This window comes from Hymenobacter arizonensis (assembly GCF_900115775.1).
GTDB lineage: Bacteria > Bacteroidota > Bacteroidia > Cytophagales > Hymenobacteraceae > Hymenobacter > Hymenobacter arizonensis.
Genome location: NZ_FOXS01000002.1, coordinates 1,055,975 through 1,072,763 on the forward strand (window position 1 = coordinate 1,055,975; position 16,789 = coordinate 1,072,763).

A 16,789-nucleotide genomic window follows, 5' to 3' on the forward strand; every position below is an offset into this window, starting at 1 on the left:
GGTGCATCCTTTTCTGCGTATTTACCGTAGCATGCGGCATTGCACCCTTGCGCCCATCTATGTCCACACAACTTCTACTTGAAACTCCTCACGTCACCATCAAGTACGACCACCTAAACGATTGGCTGCATGCCGACTGGCACGGCCAGCAAGACCTGACCAGTGTGCAGCATGGATGCCTGGAAATGCTACGCCTGATGGAGTTGCACCGGAGCCACAAAGTGCTGAACGACAACACCCGCGTGACCAGCATGTGGAGCGATGCCGCGGAGTGGGGCGGCCGCGAGTGGTTTCCGGCCATGGTTACGGCCGGACTCAAGTACTTTGCCTGGGTGTACTCGCCCAATGTGTACAGTCGCCTCAGCACCGACCTGACGCTGCAGTTCACCGATAGCAGCCCCGTGGTGTCGACCTTCGACGACATCGAAACCGCCAAGTCCTGGCTGCAAGTGATGTGATGTAGGGCCCAGCCCGGGACCGAGCCCTGTTTGCTGTAGATTTGTCTGAAGCCCTGCGCGGCGGCAAGTTGCCGGGCGCTTTTTCAGCTCATTATGGCCATCGCTCCCACTGCCTTCACCGTTGCCACGGCTCCCGAGCCCCACCGCGTGCGCACCCGCCAACTCATCAAAGCCCACCCCGAGGTGAAGCAGTTGATGACCCGCAACCCCACCACCTTCCTCATCGGGGCCGGTTGCGTGGCCGCCCAGGTGGCGCTGGCTTACCTGCTGCGCAACCAGGCCTGGTACTGGACCATTCCGGTGGCGTACCTGGTAGGGGCATTTTTCTCGCACACCTTGTTTGTGGTCATTCACGAAGCGGCCCACAACCTGGTGTTCAAAAAGCTGTGGCAAAACGTGGCCACCGGCATCCTAGCCAACTTCCCGTCGGTATTTCCCACGGCCATCAGCTTCAAGAATTTCCACATCAAGCACCACGTATTCCAGGGCGTACACGAGCTCGACGCCGACCTGCCCGACTGGTACGAGGCCAAGCTGATTCATAACTACAGCATCGGCAAGGCCATCTGGCTGTTTTTCTTCCCGCTGTTTCAGGTCATTCGCACGGCGCGCTGCCGCGAGGTGGCCACCATCGACCGCTACGTGGCCGCCAACATCGTGGCCCAACTGGCCTTCGACGCGGCCATTGTGTATTTTTTCGGCTGGACGGCCCTGCTCTACCTGTTCCTCAGTTTTTGGTTTTCGGTGGGGCTGCACCCGCTCGGCGCCCGTTGGGTGCAGGAGCACTACCTCACCCTCAGCCCCGAGCAGGAAACCTATTCCTACTACGGCCGCCTCAACGGCATCAACCTAAACGTGGGCTACCACAACGAACACCACGACATGCCCAGCATTCCGTGGAACAACCTGCCCAAGCTCAAGGCCGTGGCGCCGGAGTTCTACGAGCCGCTGCTGGCCCACACCAGTTACACCAAGCTGTTCTTTCGGTTCTTGTTCGACCAAGAAATCAGCCTGTACTCCCGCATCATGCGCAAGGAGCGGGGCACCGCTACGCTAAAGGACCAGAGCGTACCGGACAAGGAACTGCTGTCGATTTAAATCGGATGGATATGCATAAAAAAGCGGCTCCTTCGTGCGAAGCAGCCGCTTTTTTATGCTATATAAAAAGATTATAACCTGTAATTACGCCTGCTTGATAAGCTGCACGTTAGCAATCAGCTTCACGTCGTCGCCGAGCACGATGGAGCCGGTTTCGGTCACGGCGCCCCAGGTGAGGCCGAACTCCTTGCGGTTGATTTTGCCGCTTACCTCAAAGCCGGCCTTGTGGTTGCCGTAGAAGTCGACGGCCGAACCGCCGAATTCGGCTACCAGCGTTACGGGTTTGGTCACGTCTTTCATCGTGAGGCGGCCGTGCAACTGATAGGTATCGTCGCTTTCCTTGATGAAAGAAGTTGACTCGAATTTGATTTGGGGAAACTGAGCGGCGTCGAAGAATTCTTCGCTTTTCAGGTGGCCATCGCGCTGCTCCTGGTTGGTGTCAATGCTGTCGACGTCGAGCGTGAACTCCACGTTGGCGTTTTCGAAGGTGTCGCCTTCGGTATGAATCGAGCCTTGGAAGGACTTGAAGGAGCCCGTGACGGTGGAGATTACCAAATGCTTGATTTTGAATTGCACTTCGGAATGAGTCGGGTCAATTACCCATTTCGTAGCGGCGGCGGTGGCGGTTTCAGACATGACGTTTGGAGTTGAGGTTGTGATTTGTTGCTACAAAGATAATAAATGTATCGACATTTAATGTTGGTACATTTATTAAAATCAAAACCTCCACCAGTGCTACCAAAACAAGCTTTACACGCCCCGCGTGCCCGACGGCTTCAACGTAGTCAAGTCGCCAATCTTGATGGGCTTGCCGCTGTCGATGCTGTGGCGGGCCGCGATGCCTACCAGGCAGGCCATGGCGCCGTCGCGGGTGCCAGCGGCTTGGCGGTAGGGGTCCTGGCCAGTGGGAGCAAAGATTTGCTTGCGCAGGCGTACATCGCCGCCACCGTGGCCGGGTTCGTTGTTGGGCATCCGAATAATCTCACGCTTGCCGAAGTTGGTGGTGAGCTGAATTTCGTCGACGGGCTCCTCGTCCCAGATTTGGCGCTCCTTAATCCAGGCCTCAATGCGGCCCTTGGTGCCGTTGAAGGCAATGCGGTAGCCTTCGTAGGGCGAGTAGGTAGTGAGGGAGTAGCTGACCTGCACCTGGTTGGCGTACTTGATTTGCACGGCCATCTTGTCAAAAATGTCGATGTCTTCCTTCCACACGCAGCCGTCGCGCAGGTAGCCGTCGTGCTTCTCGTTGTCGGCGTAAATGGCCATCAAGCGCTTGTCCTTGGTCATGTCCCAGTAGAAGGCGCACTTGTCTTTGTGCGGGCAGGGGCGGCAGTTGGTGTGCCGGAACGAGTTGTTCTTGCCGTAGAAGTTGAGCTGCCCGTTGGCGTACACTTCCTCGGGGTCCGACTCCAGCCACCAGTTCAGCAGGTCGAAGTGGTGGGTGGCCTTGTGCACCAGCAGCGACCCGCTGTGCTCGCGCAGGCGGTGCCAACGGCGGAAGTAGTCGGCGCCGTGGTGCACGTCGAGGTACCAGTGGAAATCGGCCGAGGTGACGTCGCCAATCACGCCGCTACGCAGCATTTCGTAAATCTTTTGGCGGTGCGGCGAGTAGCGGTAGTTGAACGTGACCTTAACCTTCTTGCCAGTGCGCTGCTCGGCGTCGATAATCTGCTGACACTTTTTCTCGTCGGTGGTCATCGGCTTTTCGGTGACGATGTCGGCCCCGTACTCCATGCCCTTCACGATGAATTCGTTGTGCGTATCGTCCACCGTGGTCACGATGAGGATGTCGGGCTTGGTTTCCTTCATCATCTTGTCGAAGCTGGTGAAGGTGGGGCACTTCACGCCCAGCATTTTTTTGCCGGTGGCCACGCGGCCGGGGTTGCTGTCGCAGAGGCCCACAAACTCAAGCTGGTTGCTGTACTCTTTGAGCACGTCGACGCCCCACATGCCCAGGCCGCGGTGGCCGGTGCCCACCATGGCCACGCGCTGCTTTTTGCCAGGCGCCAGGGCCGCGGCTAAGGCATTGTTGGTGAGTAAAGAGCCGGCCAACGCCGTGCCGGTGAGTTGTGCGAATGTGCGACGTTCCATAGCGTGAGATTTTAGGGCGAGTTAGCGTCTGTAAGTTGGCTGAATGAGAAGGAATTATTGCCAGCTTTGGCGCACTATAGTTGCGCAATCGATGCCGGAAATCAATTGCTTTTCAGAAAACAGAACGCCAGGCTGAGCGGAGCCGAAGCATCTCTACCGCGAGAGTGATTATTTTCTTGCGCAGTAGAGAGGCTTCGGCTGCGCTCAGCATGACGTTCTTTAAGGTCTTTTCCAGTTTGCTTTACCTCGAATACTACATGCGTTTTTTGTTGCTATGTGGGCTGTTGGGCCTGAGTGCATTACTTAGTGCTCAAGCCCAAAGCCTGCCCGTGCTGCCCCAAAACCCGCCGTCGCTGCGGTGGCAGGAGGTGCGTACGCCCCATTTTCGGGTTATCTATGCCGGCGCCATCGACTCAGCGGCGCAGCGCACGGCCGCACGGCTCGAACAGCTGCACGGTCCCGGGGCGGCTACGCTGGGCGTAAACCCGCCCCCCATCGGCATTGTCCTGCAAAACCAGACTACCGTTAGCAATGGCTTTGTGACCTTTTTGCCGCGCCACGCCGAGTTTTTTACCACGCCGCAACAGGGCTTCGGCCTGGGCACCGTGGATTGGCTCGATGGCCTGGCCGTGCACGAGTACCGGCACGTGGGGCAGTTCGACAAAGCCCGGCAGGGGATAGGCCGGGTGCTGACCCCGCTGTTTGGCGATGGCGCTCTGGGCATTGCGGCGGTGGGCGTGCCGCAATGGTTTTTTGAAGGCGATGCCGTGGGCACGGAAACGGCCCTCACCCGTAGTGGTCGCGGTCGCATTCCCAGCTTCGACGTGGGCCTGCGCGCCAACCTGCTGGCGGGCCGCCGCTACAGCTACCAGAAGGCCGTGAACGGCTCCCTGCGCGACCAAGTGCCCAACTGGTACGTGCTGGGCTACTTCATGACGTCGTACCTGAAGACCCACCACGGGCCCAATGCCTGGGCCAAGGTGCTGGACAACTACTACCGGTTTCCGTTCTACCCGTTTTCGTTTTCCAATGGCATCCGCCGCAGCACCGGCCTCACCGTGGAACGGCTCTACGACCGAACCATGACGGAGATAGATTCGACCTGGCGGGCCCAGCAGGCCGCTCTGCCAGCCATCACGCCAGTGCGCGAGTTTGCGGCCGCAGCCACCGAGAAAATCTATACCCAATACCAATACCCGCAGTACGTCAACGACAGCACCGTCCTAACCCTGAAAACCGGCCTCGGCCACATTGCACAGTTGGTGTTGCTCAGCCGCCGCGGGTCATACCCGGCAGGGGCCGAGCGGAAGGTGTTTGAGACCGGGCAGCTGAATATTCCGGAAATGCTGTCGGTGAACGGAGGCAAAGCCGTGTGGCCCGAGTTTCAGCAGGACGCCCGCTGGGGCCAGCGCATTGCCTCCGAGCTGAAGGTGCTGGACCTGGCCACCGGCCGGCTCACCCGCGTGGGAAAGGGCGCCCGCTACGCCGCCGCTGCCCTGTCGCCCGATGGCCAGCGCCTGGTAGCGGTTCGCACCGACGTCAACTACCGCCATGCCCTCGTGATTGTGGATGCCCAAACCGGCGCCGAGCTCCAAACCCTGCCCAACCCGCAAAACGACTTCTACCAGCAGCCCCGCTGGCATCCCGACGGCCGCCGCGTAGTGGCCGTAACGCTGAGCGCCGCCGGCAAAACCATTGTGGTCATCGAGCCCGCTACGGGCACGGCCCGCGCCCTGCTGCCCGTGGCCAACGTGAACCTGGCCAACCCCCAGCCCTGGCGCGGCTTCGTGCTCTATAATTCCTCGCAGTCGGGCATCGACAACCTCTATGCCGTGAATGCCCGCACCGGCCAAACCTACCGCGTCACGTCCCGGCCGCTGGGTGCCTACCACGCCGCCGCGTCGCCGGATGGCCGTGCGCTGGCTTTTCACGACTTCCGGGCCACTGGCGCCCGGGTGGTCGAAATGGCACTCGACTCCACCGCTTGGACGCCGATTCCTACTGCCACCGCCGACATTCCCGGGCCCTACGCCGCCGCACTCACGGCCCAGGAGCCGGCTGGCCGGCTGGTGCCGCGCCTGCTGGCACAGCCCGATTCGGCTGCCCCGCGCTACGGCGTCCGGCGCTACTCCCCGCTACGCCACGCGTTCAACGTGTTCAGCTACGGGGTAGTGCAAAGCCCCACGGGCAATGCCGTGACCCTGGGCCTGCGCTCGCAGGATTTGCTGAACACCACTCAGATTTTTGCGGGCGTGGGCTATGACCAAGTGGAGCGCACCGCCAGTGTGATTGGCGCCCTCAGCTACCAGGCCCTCTATCCGGTGCTGGACGTGGACGTAACCTACGGCGGCCGCGACGCCGCCATCATTTACCAAGGCCAGACCCTGCGCGACCAGTGGCGCTACACTCGCCTCACGGCCGGCCTGCGCCTACCGCTCAACCTCACCCGCTCCAAATATTTCCAGGCGCTGTCCATCGGCTCCTACTACCTGCACGAGCAGGTGTTTGACTACGACCTGCCCGTGCGTCGCCGCACCGAAACCGGTTCCGAAACGCCGCTGAACGCCATTCAAAACACCATTAGCTATGCCTCGCAGCTCCGGCGCAGTGCCCGCGACGTGGCGCCGCGGGGCGGGGGCACCTTCCTGGGGACCTGGCGCACCACGCCCTTTAACACGCGGCTGCAGGCTACGCAGCTGGCGGCGCAAGGCAGCGTGTTTTTGCCCGGCTTGGGCCGCCACCACGCCATCCGGCTGCGCGGTGGTTATCAGTGGCAGGACCAGGCGCAGTACCAGTTTGCGCCGGCCGTGTCGTTTCCGCGCGGCCAGGGCTACACTAGCTTTGACCGGCTGCGCGTAGCCAGCCTCGACTACAGTCTGCCGCTGGCGTTCACGCACTGGGAGCTGGGCCGGTGGCTGTACGTGCAGCGCCTGCGGGCCACCGTGTTTGGCGACGTAGCGCGGGGAAGCAACCGGCTGGGCGCCGGCATTCGCGATTACCAAAATGTGGGCCTGGATGCGCTGGTGCAGTTCAACGTGCTGCGCCTGCGCACCCCCGTAGAGGCCGGCGTGCGGTTGGTTTATAACACCGTAGTGCGGCAATGGGTGGTGGAGCCCCTGGCGTTCGACATCCGGCTCTAAACAAGCCCAATACCGAAACCAGCCGTTTGGCAGGCGGCCCACGAGTGGCGCAGCGCTGCCGGACGGCTGGTTTCAACTCCTTTCATTAAAGGTGTTTACCCTAGGACCGTGTCCCGGTTCAGGAATTTGTCAATGGCCGAAAGCGTCTCCTGCGGGGCGCTGAGGTGGGGGCAGTGGCCGCCGGTTTCTATCACCACCATGCGGCTGTCGGCCAGTTGCTCGTTGATGTAGTGCCCCACCGCCAGCGGGGCGATGACATCGTGAGCCGACTGCACAACAAGCGTGGGAATGGTGAGAAAGCCCAGCTCGGCGCGGGTGTCGGAGAAGAACGTGACGCGGGCGAAGTGCTTGGCAATTTCGGGGTTGGTGCGCACGAAGCTGTTGGTCAGCTCCATCACCAGCTCGGGCCGCTCGTTCTGGCCCATCATGACGGGTGCAAAGCCGTGCGACCAGCCCAGGTAGTCGCCCTCCATGGCGGCCAGCAACTCGTTGATGTCTTTTTGCTCGAAGCCTCCCGCGTAGCTGTTCTCATTAAGGAAGCGCGGAGAGGGCGAAATCAACACCATTTTGGCAAACCGCTGGGGCTCGCGCACGGCCGCTAGCACCCCAATCATGGCGCTTACCGAGTGCCCCACAAAAATGGTATCGTGCAGCGCCAGGGCACTCATCACGCCCAATAGGTCGGTGGCATGGCCGTCGAGGGTGCCGTGGGTGTTGGGGCTGTAAGCCGATAGGTCCGATTTGCCCGCCCCAATCAGGTCCAGCAGCACTACTTGGTACTCAGCCTCGAATGCGGGGACTAGCAGGCGCCACATGCTTTGGTCGCCGCCAAGGCCGTGCAGAAACACGATTGTTTGCTTGTTAGGGCCTGTAGCTCCGCTAATGGTGACGTTGCTGCGCTCTAAAATGGATGTAGAAGTATTCACAAATTGGCTTTTTTAGTATTTAAGGGTGGAAATTTACACGTAAACAAGAGTATTGCAGGTGGGTTTGAGACTCGCTTGATATGATTGGAGTCATAACGCTTTAAATAGCCAGCACTTATTTTTTTAAGTAGTCAGCCGCCTGCAAGCATTTTGGGTCAAACCCTCAAGTGTTTGGGTACAAAAATGCCCGACCATTTTGGCCGGGCATTGCTTTTTGCAGACAGAAAGAGAGTTGCTTAGCGGGAGCTTGTGCCCGCGCAGTTTGTAGCCGAAATGTTGCTCAGAACGAAGTGCGGCACCGGCAGCGGCAGGGTAATAGCGATGCAAGCGCGAACCGCCCGCTGCTGATTAGGGTCGTTGCGATAGGTGAAGTACACGCGTTTGCCTACTTGGTTCAGGCTGGCCAGGTCAGCGAAGTTCACGGCAGCAATGACGTTTTTATGCTCGCCTGCGGGCTTGCCAATTGGGAAAGCATCATCCACGTCAATCAACACACCATCGGGGCAGGCATCGCCCACTACCACGCCCGAGTAGCATTTGGGCTCGAAGGGGAAGCAAATAATCGGCTCGGGCTTTGGTTCTGGCTCGGTGTTTTCGCTGCAGCTCAACACCGAGAGCGAGAGCAGGACAAGGCTGAGAGTAGAGAAGAAGCGCATAGCAGGAAAAGGCTGAAGGGAGTGAATAGGGGTTTCTGCAGCCCTGACCGGTGTCCTTCGAAAAGGGTTGCGTGGGCATCCTCAGTGCCGTCAACTTCCTGCTTTGAAGCGATTGTCCTTGCTCACACAATGGCCTTTTCCTCCACCTCGGCTTCCTGCAGCGGCGGTTTAGCCTTGCCGATGATGTAGCGCAGCCCTTTGTCGTGGCTGAGGTAGCTCCAGGTCCAGTTCAGCAGCACCATGAGGCGGTTGCGGAAGCCGATGAGCGAAACCACGTGCACCACGCCCCAAGCCAGCCAGGCCGGGAAGCCTTGCAGGTGGTATTCCTTGTCGAAAAGCTTGATGTCGGCCACCGCGTGGTTGCGGCCGATGGTGGCCATGGCGCCTTTGTCTTGATAATGGAAAGGCTGCAGGGGCTTGCCGGCCAGCAGGCGAGCAAGATTTTCGCCCAGCAGGCGCCCTTGCTGCAGGGCAGGCTGGGCCACCATGGGGTGGCCCTCGGGGTGCGCCGCGGTGCGCATGGCAGCAATGTCGCCGATGGCAAACACGTTGTCGTAACCCTGCACGCGGTTGTGCTCGTCTACAGCGTAGCGGTTGCCGGGCAGCAGGCAGTCGGGACGCAGGCCGGCGATGGGCGCACCCGTAACGCCCGCCGCCCAAATGAGCGTGCGCGTGATGAGCTGCTGGCCGGTATTGAGCGTGACGGTATAGCCGTCGTAAGATTTCACCCGGGCATCGAGCCACACCTGCACCCCAAACTTTTGGAGCGACTCCAGGGCCTGCTGCGAGGCATTGGCCGACATGCCCTTGAGCAGCACCGGGCCGCTTTGCACCAGGTGAATGTCCATTTGCTTGAAGTCCAGTTCGCGGAAGTCCTTCGGAAACACGTGGGTGCGCAGCTCGCTCAGGGCCCCGGCAATTTCGACGCCGGTAGGGCCGCCGCCCACAATCACGAAGTCGAGCAGGCTGTTGAGCTGTTCCATGTCGCCGAGTTGCAGGGCTTGCTCGAAGTTGGAAAGCACCGTATTGCGCAGCTCAATGGCATCGTCCACGCTCTTGATGGCGATGGCGTTCTTCGCCATCTGCTCGTCGCCGAAGTAGTTGGTGGTAGCGCCGGTGGCCAGCACCAAGTAGTCGTAGCGCACCCGCCCAATGGTGGTTTCCACCACCTGGGCCACGGGGTCCACGCCTTGCACTTCGGCCAGCCGGAAGTAAAAGTTGTCCTGATTGCTCAGGATTTTCCGAAACGGCGACACGATGTCGCCTTCATTGAGCCCGGCCGAGGCCACCTGGTACAGCAGCGGCTGAAACGTGTGGTAGTTCTGCTTGTCGATGAGCACAACCTGCACCGGGGCATCAGCCAGCGCCTTGGCCAGCTCCAGCCCGCCAAAACCCCCGCCCACTATCACCACGCGCGGTTTGCCGAGGTCATCAATTTTGGTTAAGCCTTCCATGCGGTAAATGTCGGGACCGAATGGGGCCGGCAACGGTGCTGCTTACCGTGTTTGGAGGCAACTGGTTGCCGCGGGCTGCTTCCGGCTCGCTCAAATAATTGCCGGGGCTTGGCCGAATTGGTTTCATGCTCATTCAATCGCTGAACAGCTTCATTGTGAGCGTTGCATCCGGCTGCTATCGAACTCTTTCCGTAAAGCCAGATGTTGGGTCGCTACTTCCACGTTTTTCACTTTTTGCTTATGAGTGTGCTGTCGTCTGTTTCGCTGTTGGTCGGTACTTGTTTGCTGGGCGCTGCCGCGCCGGCGCCTCGGGTGAGCGACAATCAGCCCGTAACGGTTGTGGTAACGTCGCTGGTGTCTACCACTTCTACCGTTAAGCTGTTTTTCTACAACACCCGCGAGGGGTTCTTGAAGAGCGGCAAGTGGGTGTTTTCCAAGTCCGTGAAGCCGGGTGGCAAAAGTGAGTTCACGCTGCCTGTGGAGCTACCCAAGGGCGAGTGGGCCGTGGCCATCACCCAGGACCTGAACAATAACGGCAAGATTGACAAGAACTTCATCGGCATTCCCACCGAGCCCTATGCCTTCTCGAACAACTTTCGCCCCAAGGTGGCCGCGCCGGTTTTCGACGACTGCAAGTTCACGGTAGATGGCCCGGGCAAGGTTGTGAGCATAGTGCTCAAAAACTAATTTCCTAGCGTTCAAGCAAGAGACTTCTGCCTTACTTTGAGGGAGGAAATCAGTCACCCCGAAACGGGTGCAGCCCCCGGCCAAGGCGCTCCACCAGCTGCACCGCGCGCCGCACGCGGGTTTCGCGCTGCTTGGCCTCGTCCACAAGGCGGGCCATGGCGCGGCGGTGGGCACCACTGTAAGTATGAAAAGCTGTTTCGGCCTCAGGCCAGGCGGCGAAAGCTTCGGCTAATTCCGGGGGCAGGTCCACGTGGTCAGGGTTAGGGTCGGGCGCAATCTCAACGTCAAACTCATCGCCCAGCGCGATGCCCAGGGCGCGGCACACGTCCTTGTTCAGCATAAGGTAACGGCCCCCGCCTTCTAGCAGCAATAGACCCAGCCGCAGCTCCTGCCCACGAATGGTGCATATCACCCGTTTGGTGGCCTTGCCACCCAGGGCTTCGAGTATTTCCGTGGGCACTACAATGGTTTGGGTGGGCATAAAGCTGGGGCCACCGGGCTCCAGCGTGGCCCGAAAGTGAACAGGGGTGTGCATAGGTCAGGACGTTCGGATGTGGCCATCGCCGCGCACCAGCCACTTGTAGCTCGTCAGCTCCTCCAGGCCCATGGGGCCGCGGGCGTGCAGCTTTTGGGTGCTGATGCCAATTTCTGCGCCCAGCCCAAATTGGGCGCCATCGGTGAAGGCCGTGGAGGCATTGGCGTACACGGCGGCGGCATCCACGGCGCGCAAAAAGGTGTCGAGGTGCGCCGGGGTTTCCGACACGATGGCCTCGCTGTGGCGCGAGCCGTGTTGGGCAATGTGGTCCAGCGCTTCATCCAGCGAGCCCACGGTTTTTACGGCCATTTTCAGGGATAAAAACTCGGTGCCAAAATGGTCTTCGGTGGCGGGCGCCAGCAACTCGGGCGGGTAGTGCCCGGCGAGGGCAGCATGCGCGGCCTCATCGGCAAAGAGCTGCACCTCGGCTGCCGCCAGCGGAGCCAGCAGCGTGGGCAAATCAGTTAGCCGAGCCTCGTTCAGCAGCAGGCAGTCGAGGGCGTTGCACACGCTCACGCGGCGGGTTTTGGCATTGTGAATGATGGCTTGGCCCTTGGTCAAATCCCCGGTTTCGTCGAAGTAGGTGTGCACGATGCCAGCCCCGGTTTCAATGACCGGCACCCGGGCGTTTTCCCGCACATAAGTGATGAGCTGCTGGCTGCCGCGCGGTATCAAAACATCAACGTAGCCCACGGCCGCGAGCAAGGCCGCCGTCGCGGCGCGGTCGGGCGGCAAGAGGGTGGCTACGGCGGCGGGCAGGCCGTGTCGCTCCAACACGGGCCGTGCCACTTCCAGCAGCGCGGCGTTGGAAAAGGCTGCGTCGGAACCGCCTTTCAGTAAGCAGGCGTTGCCGGTTTTAAGGCACAGCGCCAAGCTGTCGAACGTCACGTTGGGCCGCGCTTCATAGATGATGCCTACTACCCCTAGAGGTACGCGCACTTTGGTTAGGCGCAAGCCGTTGGGACGGTCGGTTTCAGCCAGTACCTGGCCTAGCGGCGTGGGCAGCGCGGCCACGTTGCGCAGGTCGTCGGCCATGCCGCGGAGGCGTTCGGCGGTGAGGCGCAGCCGGTCGTGGCGCGGGTCGTTGGTGGGCATGCGGGCCAGGTCCCGGGCGTTTTCGGCCAGCAGGAATGGGGTGTGGGCTTCGGTGGCATCGGCCAGGTCGCGCAGCAGGGCATCGGTGGACGCGGGCGCGACGGAAGCCAGCGTGCGGCTGGCTTGGCGGGTGGCTTCAAAAACGGGGCGCAGCTCCACGGTCAGGCAGGGGTAGGGGTGAGAAACAAATAATCGTAGTGCACCAGCGGACGTTGGTGTTGCTGGCCCAGGCGCTCCAGGGCTTTGTCCGAACCATATTCGGCAATGCCCAAGCCCAAGCCCTGGCCCTTTTCGTTGGTCAGGCGAATGATGTCGCCCTTGCGGAACTGCCCCTCAATGGCTACCACTCCCACCGGAAGCAGGCTAGTAGCCTTGCCAGCGGCCGTGAGCGCCGCTACGGCGCCCGCGTTCAGGCGCACCGCCGCCTTGGCCGAATCCGGGGAGGTAGCCAGCCACTTCTTCTTGCCCGAGGCCGTTTTGCTGGGTTGAAACCAGGTGTGCGCCGCCGTTTCTGCCAACACCGCGGGCAGAATACCGGCCGTCTTGCCGTTGGCAATGTGCACGCTGATGCCCAGCTTGGCCACTTTGTGGGCCATGTGGCACTTGGTGAGCATGCCGCCGCGCCCAAACTGCGAGCGTTGGCTGGTGACGAAGTTGGCAAAGCCCGTGGCCGTGGGCGCAATCTCGCGCAGCAGCTGCGAAGTAGGCAGGCGCGGGTCGCCGTCAAAAATCCCGTCCACGTTGGTGAGGATAATTAGCGCATCGGCCCCAAGCTGCGCGGCAATCAGCCCGGCCAGCTCGTCGTTGTCGGTAAACATGAGTTCGGTCACCGCAATGACGTCGTTCTCGTTCACAATCGGAATCACCTCGCGCAGCAGCAGCTCCTGAAAACAGTTGCGCATGTTGAGGTAATGCTGGCGGTCGCGGAAATCCTCCTTGGTTACCAGCACCTGGGCGCACAGCAAGTTGTGTTGACCAAACAGCTCGGCGTAAGTGCTTAGCAGCTTCACCTGGCCCACTGCTGCCAGCAACTGCCGGCCCCGCACAGCATCAGCTTTTGCCGGCAATGAAATCAGGCTGCGTCCCGCCGCCACTGCTCCCGACGACACCAGAATAACCTCCAGCCCCTGCGCTTTGAGGGCGGCAATCTGGGCTACGAGCTGCTCCATGCGGTCCAGGTCAGGCAGGCCGTTGTCCTGGGTAAGCACGTTGGAGCCGATTTTGACAACGAGGCGGCGATAGGCGAGGGGCATGGTGCCAAAGATAGAAATAGCACCCCCCTCATCCCCGGGCCTGCTTTGCTTTTCCGATAGCAGGCCCGGGGCGGGAAACTATACGGCCTCCGGGGTCAGCGCCCCCAGCTGTTTGTTGATGAAGTCCAGCTCCTCAAACGTGAGCGCGAAATCCATAGCGCGGGCGTTTTGCACAGCCTGCTCGGGGTTGCGGGCGCCCACCAGCGCCACCGTAATGCCGGGCTGCGCCAGCGTCCAGCGCAGCACCAGCTGGCCGAGGGTAGCGTTTTTAGTTTCGGCCAACGGGCGAATTTTGTTGAGCACGGCGTTCACGCGGGTCACGTATTCGGGTGTGAAGAAGCGGTGGCCGGCGCGCAGGTCGCCTTCGCCAAACGTCTGGCCCGGCTTGATTTTGCCGGTCAGCAAGCCCAGCTGTAGGGGGCTGTACACCAATATGGCTTTGTTGTTTTCGATGCAATACGGCACCACATCGGCTTCAATCTCGCGGCGCACCATGCTGTAGGGTACTTGGTTGGAGGCCAAGGTTAGCGTCTTTTCGGCTTCCTGCATCTGGGCCACCGAGTAGTTGCTGACGCCGGCGGCGCGCACCTTGCCCTGCTCAATGAGGCGGCTCACGGCCTCCATGGTCTCATTGATGGGGGTGGTGATGTCGGGCCAGTGCTGCTGGTAAAGGTCGATGTAGTCGGTGCGGAGGCGGCGCAGGCTGTCCTCGCATTCCTTGATGATGCTGTCGCGGCCGGCGTACTTGTACACGTCGAGGTCCTGGCCGTTGTTGTCCTTGGTTTTCATGGCAAAGTCGCCCTGAGCCAAGTCCCAGCGCATGCCAAACTTGGTGAGGATTTGCACCTTGTCGCGTGGCAGGTCCTTGATGGCCTCGCCCACGATTTCTTCGCTAAAGCCCATGCCATACACGGGCGCCGTGTCGATGCTGGTCACGCCCAGGTCGTAGCTGGCGTGAATGGCGCCCACGGCGTCGTTTTGCTCGGTGCCGCCCCACATCCAGCCGCCAGCGGCCCAGCTGCCAAACGTGATGCGTGAAACGGTGACGCCGGAGGTGCCTAATTCTTGAAATTCCATAAAAAGATAGGATGCGTGTAGAGGAGAAAAGCTGCTCCTCAGAAAGAGGAAAGCCAGGGTGCTAACTGTGCTTTTGCGCGCAATGTTGCGGCCCGCGCCCACACCTCAACCGTACCGGGCCGCCAAGCTGCACCGAGGGAAGAAAAAAAAACTGATAGCCAAAGCGTAAGAAAATAGCATTCAACCTCCCTCGAACTGGCCCGTACCTCAGTCACTCATCTTGCTGTCAGACATTCTATTATGACTGGCGGAATGAAAGAGGCAGGTGCTTTTCCAGGGCGTAAAAAGCTCGCCGGTGTCGGCCCTGCATGATTCAGAATACCAGCAACTCTCTTTTCATCAAACGCTTTTTTCCACATCCACCCTTATTCCTTTCCCATGAACCAGTTGAATTCGATGCAGGACCTGCTGATGCACGACGTACAGATGATGCACAGCGCCGAAACCCAAGCCCTTGAGGGCATGACCGCCATGATTCAAAGCGCTAGTGACCCCAAGCTCAAGGCAGCTTTTGAGAAGCACGGGGTCGAAACCCAGCAGCAAATAGCCCGGCTCGAGCAAATCATGACCATGATGGACATCAAGCCTACCCGCGAAGCAAACTCTGCCGTGAAAGGACTCATTAGCGATACCGAGAAGCTGTTGCGTAAGGATTCGTCGCCTGAGATTCTTGACGCTATGCTCATCGCCGCCGCTCAGAAAATAGAGCATTATGAAATTGCCTGCTACGGCACGGCCGTCCGCATGACCGAAGACCTTGGCTTAACCCAGGCAGCCGAACTGCTGCGTCAGACCTTAGAGGAAGAAAAGAAAACCGACAAGCTCCTTACGGACCTGGCCGAAGCGCGCGTGAACACCAAAGCGGAGCAGAAGCTGTAAGCCCAGGCCTGGCCACAGGTGAAAAGCCAACAAAAGCCCATTGTGCTCCGCTTTGCGCCGTACAATGGGCTTTTGCATTTAGGCACGCTGCGTAAACTTTTTGCTGAGCCTGAATTGTTGTACCTACATCAATTTACCTTGGCTCCTCTATTATGAAAGTTGAAATCTGGTCCGACATCGTTTGCCCCTTCTGCTACATCGGCAAGCGCCGCTTCGAGCAGGCGCTGGAAAAGTTTCCGCACGCCGATAACGTGGAAGTGGTGTGGCGCAGCTTCGAGCTCACCCCCGACTACCAGCCGGAGCCCGGCCGCAACGTGTACGAGTCGTTGGCCCTGAAAAAAGGGATACCCGTGGCGCAGGCGAAGGAAATGAGTGACTACATGGCCAACATGGCCCAGGAAGTAGGCTTGCAATACGACTTCGATAACGCTGTGCCCACCAACACCTTCCTCGGGCACCAGCTCATTCACTTGGCCGCCAAACACGGCAAGCAGGGCGAAGCCAAAGAGCGACTGATGGCCGCTTATTACATCCAGGGTCAAAACCTGAACGAAATCGACACGCTGGCGAAGCTGGCCACCGAAATCGGCATCGACGCCGAGGAAGCTCGCACCGCGCTCACCGCTGGCACATATGCCGAAGCTGTGCGCTACGACGAGTACCAAGCACAGCAAATCAACGTGCGCGGCGTGCCCTTCTTCGTGTTCGAAGACAAATACGCCGTTTCCGGCGCCCAGCCCACCGAAGTATTTGCAGAGGTGTTCGAAAAAGTGTGGGACGAATTCAAGCCCACCAAGCCGGCGCCCGTAATGCTGGCAGACGGCACCGCTTGCGGGCCCGACGGCTGCGAGGTGTAAGCAGCAGCTTCTACCCCTATGACCTTAGAACGTCATGCTGAGCTTGTCGAAGCATCTGTACTGCAATACTAAACTGAGTTAGTTGCGCAGTGGAGATGCTTCGACAAGCTCAGCATGACGTTCTTATTTTTCGTGATTAGGCCCGCCGCATTGGGATATGCGGAATCCCATCTTCCAAATAGCCTTCCCCGCACTGCACAAACCCGAAACCCTGGTAAAACCGCTCCAAATATTGCTGCGCGCCAATCTTGATAGGCTGCGCGCCATACAATACCTCACAGTGCGCAACGGCCTGCCGCATGAGTTCCTGGCCCAGGCCGTGCCGCCGGTGCGCGGGCGACACAATCACCCGGCCAATGGCTACTTCTTCATAGCTGATGCCAGCGTCGAAGAGCCGGGCATAAGCGGCTAGCTCGCCCGCTTCGGTGTAGCCGAGCAGGTGGTAAGCCTGGTCGTCTTGCCGGTCAAGGTCTTGAAAAACGCAATTTTGTTCCACTATGAAGACCTCGACGCGCAGCCGTAGCAGCTCGTAGAGTTCGTTTAGGGTGAGGTCTTCGTAGGGTTTGATGGTCCAGTGGAGGGTCAT

Annotated in this window: 16 protein-coding genes; 6 read left to right on the top strand and 10 right to left on the bottom strand. The window is 60.0% G+C overall.

The genetic code is table 11. The annotated features are described in order from the left end of the window. Positions 1 to 59 precede the first annotated feature (59 nt). Both BMZ66_RS10810 and BMZ66_RS10815 read left to right on the top strand, forming a co-directional pair. Entirely contained in the window at positions 60 to 458 is a 399-nt protein-coding gene (locus BMZ66_RS10810; RefSeq protein WP_092672357.1) for a hypothetical protein, read from the top strand. 93 nt (positions 459 to 551) lie between these two features. Next, positions 552 to 1,556: a fatty acid desaturase gene (locus tag BMZ66_RS10815; RefSeq protein ID WP_092672360.1), complete on the top strand. Its 1,005-nt coding sequence runs from the start codon at positions 552 to 554 to the stop codon at positions 1,554 to 1,556. Positions 1,557 to 1,640: 84 nt separating this feature from the next. Here BMZ66_RS10815 and BMZ66_RS10820 read toward each other — a convergent pair whose 3' ends face one another. Then, complete coding sequence (locus BMZ66_RS10820; protein WP_092672363.1) at positions 1,641 to 2,192, bottom strand: YceI family protein; 552 nt, start codon at positions 2,190 to 2,192, stop codon at positions 1,641 to 1,643. Positions 2,193 to 2,306: 114 nt separating this feature from the next. Beyond that, positions 2,307 to 3,644, bottom strand: coding sequence for a Gfo/Idh/MocA family protein (locus BMZ66_RS10825; protein ID WP_092672366.1), 1,338 nt, complete (start codon positions 3,642 to 3,644; stop codon positions 2,307 to 2,309). A 257-nt stretch (positions 3,645 to 3,901) separates the two neighbouring features. Between BMZ66_RS10825 and BMZ66_RS10830 the strand changes: the two genes are divergently transcribed. Continuing rightward, a complete protein-coding gene (locus BMZ66_RS10830; protein ID WP_092673045.1) occupies positions 3,902 to 6,784 on the top strand; it encodes a hypothetical protein in 2,883 nt (960 codons plus the stop codon). Between the two features lie 95 nt (positions 6,785 to 6,879). Here BMZ66_RS10830 and BMZ66_RS10835 read toward each other — a convergent pair whose 3' ends face one another. The 3 genes from BMZ66_RS10835 to BMZ66_RS10845 all read right to left on the bottom strand — a co-directional run bounded on the left by BMZ66_RS10835 (position 6,880) and on the right by BMZ66_RS10845 (position 9,820). Then, positions 6,880 to 7,710 carry an alpha/beta fold hydrolase gene (locus BMZ66_RS10835; RefSeq protein ID WP_143080152.1) on the bottom strand — a complete coding sequence of 277 codons (831 nt, stop codon included), beginning with the start codon at positions 7,708 to 7,710 and terminating at the stop codon, positions 6,880 to 6,882. Positions 7,711 to 7,946: 236 nt separating this feature from the next. Beyond that, positions 7,947 to 8,366, bottom strand: coding sequence for a hypothetical protein (locus BMZ66_RS10840; protein ID WP_092672369.1), 420 nt, complete (start codon positions 8,364 to 8,366; stop codon positions 7,947 to 7,949). Positions 8,367 to 8,488: 122 nt separating this feature from the next. Next, positions 8,489 to 9,820 (bottom strand): NAD(P)/FAD-dependent oxidoreductase, encoded by a 1,332-nt coding sequence (locus tag BMZ66_RS10845; RefSeq protein WP_092673051.1) that lies wholly within the window; start codon positions 9,818 to 9,820, stop codon positions 8,489 to 8,491. Between the two features lie 240 nt (positions 9,821 to 10,060). On the opposite strand from BMZ66_RS10845, the gene BMZ66_RS10850 reads away from it, so the two are divergent. After that, positions 10,061 to 10,507 (top strand): DUF2141 domain-containing protein, encoded by a 447-nt coding sequence (locus tag BMZ66_RS10850; RefSeq protein ID WP_092673054.1) that lies wholly within the window; start codon positions 10,061 to 10,063, stop codon positions 10,505 to 10,507. Between the two features lie 49 nt (positions 10,508 to 10,556). On the opposite strand, the gene BMZ66_RS10855 is transcribed toward BMZ66_RS10850, so the two are convergent. The 4 genes from BMZ66_RS10855 to BMZ66_RS10870 form a co-directional block, all read right to left on the bottom strand. Continuing rightward, positions 10,557 to 11,042 carry a YdeI/OmpD-associated family protein gene (locus BMZ66_RS10855; RefSeq protein WP_092672372.1) on the bottom strand — a complete coding sequence of 162 codons (486 nt, stop codon included), beginning with the start codon at positions 11,040 to 11,042 and terminating at the stop codon, positions 10,557 to 10,559. A 3-nt stretch (positions 11,043 to 11,045) separates the two neighbouring features. Continuing rightward, positions 11,046 to 12,296 carry a glutamate-5-semialdehyde dehydrogenase gene (locus BMZ66_RS10860; RefSeq protein WP_177204689.1) on the bottom strand — a complete coding sequence of 417 codons (1,251 nt, stop codon included), beginning with the start codon at positions 12,294 to 12,296 and terminating at the stop codon, positions 11,046 to 11,048. A 2-nt stretch (positions 12,297 to 12,298) separates the two neighbouring features. Beyond that, positions 12,299 to 13,390: a glutamate 5-kinase gene (gene proB / locus BMZ66_RS10865; protein WP_092672378.1), complete on the bottom strand. Its 1,092-nt coding sequence runs from the start codon at positions 13,388 to 13,390 to the stop codon at positions 12,299 to 12,301. 78 nt (positions 13,391 to 13,468) lie between these two features. Next, positions 13,469 to 14,467, bottom strand: a complete 999-nt coding sequence (locus BMZ66_RS10870) for an aldo/keto reductase (protein ID WP_092672381.1) — start codon at positions 14,465 to 14,467, stop codon at positions 13,469 to 13,471. Positions 14,468 to 14,845: 378 nt separating this feature from the next. On the opposite strand from BMZ66_RS10870, the gene BMZ66_RS10875 reads away from it, so the two are divergent. Both BMZ66_RS10875 and BMZ66_RS10880 read left to right on the top strand, forming a co-directional pair. Continuing rightward, entirely contained in the window at positions 14,846 to 15,346 is a 501-nt protein-coding gene (locus BMZ66_RS10875) for a YciE/YciF ferroxidase family protein (RefSeq protein ID WP_092672384.1), read from the top strand. Positions 15,347 to 15,498: 152 nt separating this feature from the next. Next, on the top strand, positions 15,499 to 16,203 hold the full coding sequence (locus BMZ66_RS10880; RefSeq protein ID WP_092672387.1) for a DsbA family oxidoreductase: 705 nt from the start codon (positions 15,499 to 15,501) through the stop codon (positions 16,201 to 16,203). Between the two features lie 136 nt (positions 16,204 to 16,339). Here BMZ66_RS10880 and BMZ66_RS10885 read toward each other — a convergent pair whose 3' ends face one another. Beyond that, positions 16,340 to 16,789, bottom strand: coding sequence for a GNAT family N-acetyltransferase (locus BMZ66_RS10885; protein WP_092672390.1), 450 nt, complete (start codon positions 16,787 to 16,789; stop codon positions 16,340 to 16,342).

Bases quoted from the DNA above. Each gene is read 5' to 3' on its own strand.
- BMZ66_RS10875 (WP_092672384.1), top strand. From the start codon at position 14,846: ATGAACCAGTTGAATTCGATGCAGGACCTGCTGATGCACGACGTACAG.
- BMZ66_RS10870 (WP_092672381.1), bottom strand. From the start codon at position 14,467: ATGGAATTTCAAGAATTAGGCACCTCCGGCGTCACCGTTTCACGCATC.
- BMZ66_RS10845 (WP_092673051.1), bottom strand. From the start codon at position 9,820: ATGGAAGGCTTAACCAAAATTGATGACCTCGGCAAACCGCGCGTGGTG.
- BMZ66_RS10855 (WP_092672372.1), bottom strand. From the start codon at position 11,042: ATGCACACCCCTGTTCACTTTCGGGCCACGCTGGAGCCCGGTGGCCCC.
- BMZ66_RS10880 (WP_092672387.1), top strand. From the start codon at position 15,499: ATGAAAGTTGAAATCTGGTCCGACATCGTTTGCCCCTTCTGCTACATC.
- BMZ66_RS10840 (WP_092672369.1), bottom strand. From the start codon at position 8,366: ATGCGCTTCTTCTCTACTCTCAGCCTTGTCCTGCTCTCGCTCTCGGTG.
- BMZ66_RS10815 (WP_092672360.1), top strand. From the start codon at position 552: ATGGCCATCGCTCCCACTGCCTTCACCGTTGCCACGGCTCCCGAGCCC.
- BMZ66_RS10820 (WP_092672363.1), bottom strand. From the start codon at position 2,192: ATGTCTGAAACCGCCACCGCCGCCGCTACGAAATGGGTAATTGACCCG.
- BMZ66_RS10830 (WP_092673045.1), top strand. From the start codon at position 3,902: ATGCGTTTTTTGTTGCTATGTGGGCTGTTGGGCCTGAGTGCATTACTT.
- BMZ66_RS10810 (WP_092672357.1), top strand. From the start codon at position 60: ATGTCCACACAACTTCTACTTGAAACTCCTCACGTCACCATCAAGTAC.
- BMZ66_RS10825 (WP_092672366.1), bottom strand. From the start codon at position 3,644: ATGGAACGTCGCACATTCGCACAACTCACCGGCACGGCGTTGGCCGGC.
- proB (WP_092672378.1), bottom strand. From the start codon at position 13,390: ATGCCCCTCGCCTATCGCCGCCTCGTTGTCAAAATCGGCTCCAACGTG.
- BMZ66_RS10885 (WP_092672390.1), bottom strand. From the start codon at position 16,789: ATGACCCTCCACTGGACCATCAAACCCTACGAAGACCTCACCCTAAAC.
- BMZ66_RS10850 (WP_092673054.1), top strand. From the start codon at position 10,061: ATGAGTGTGCTGTCGTCTGTTTCGCTGTTGGTCGGTACTTGTTTGCTG.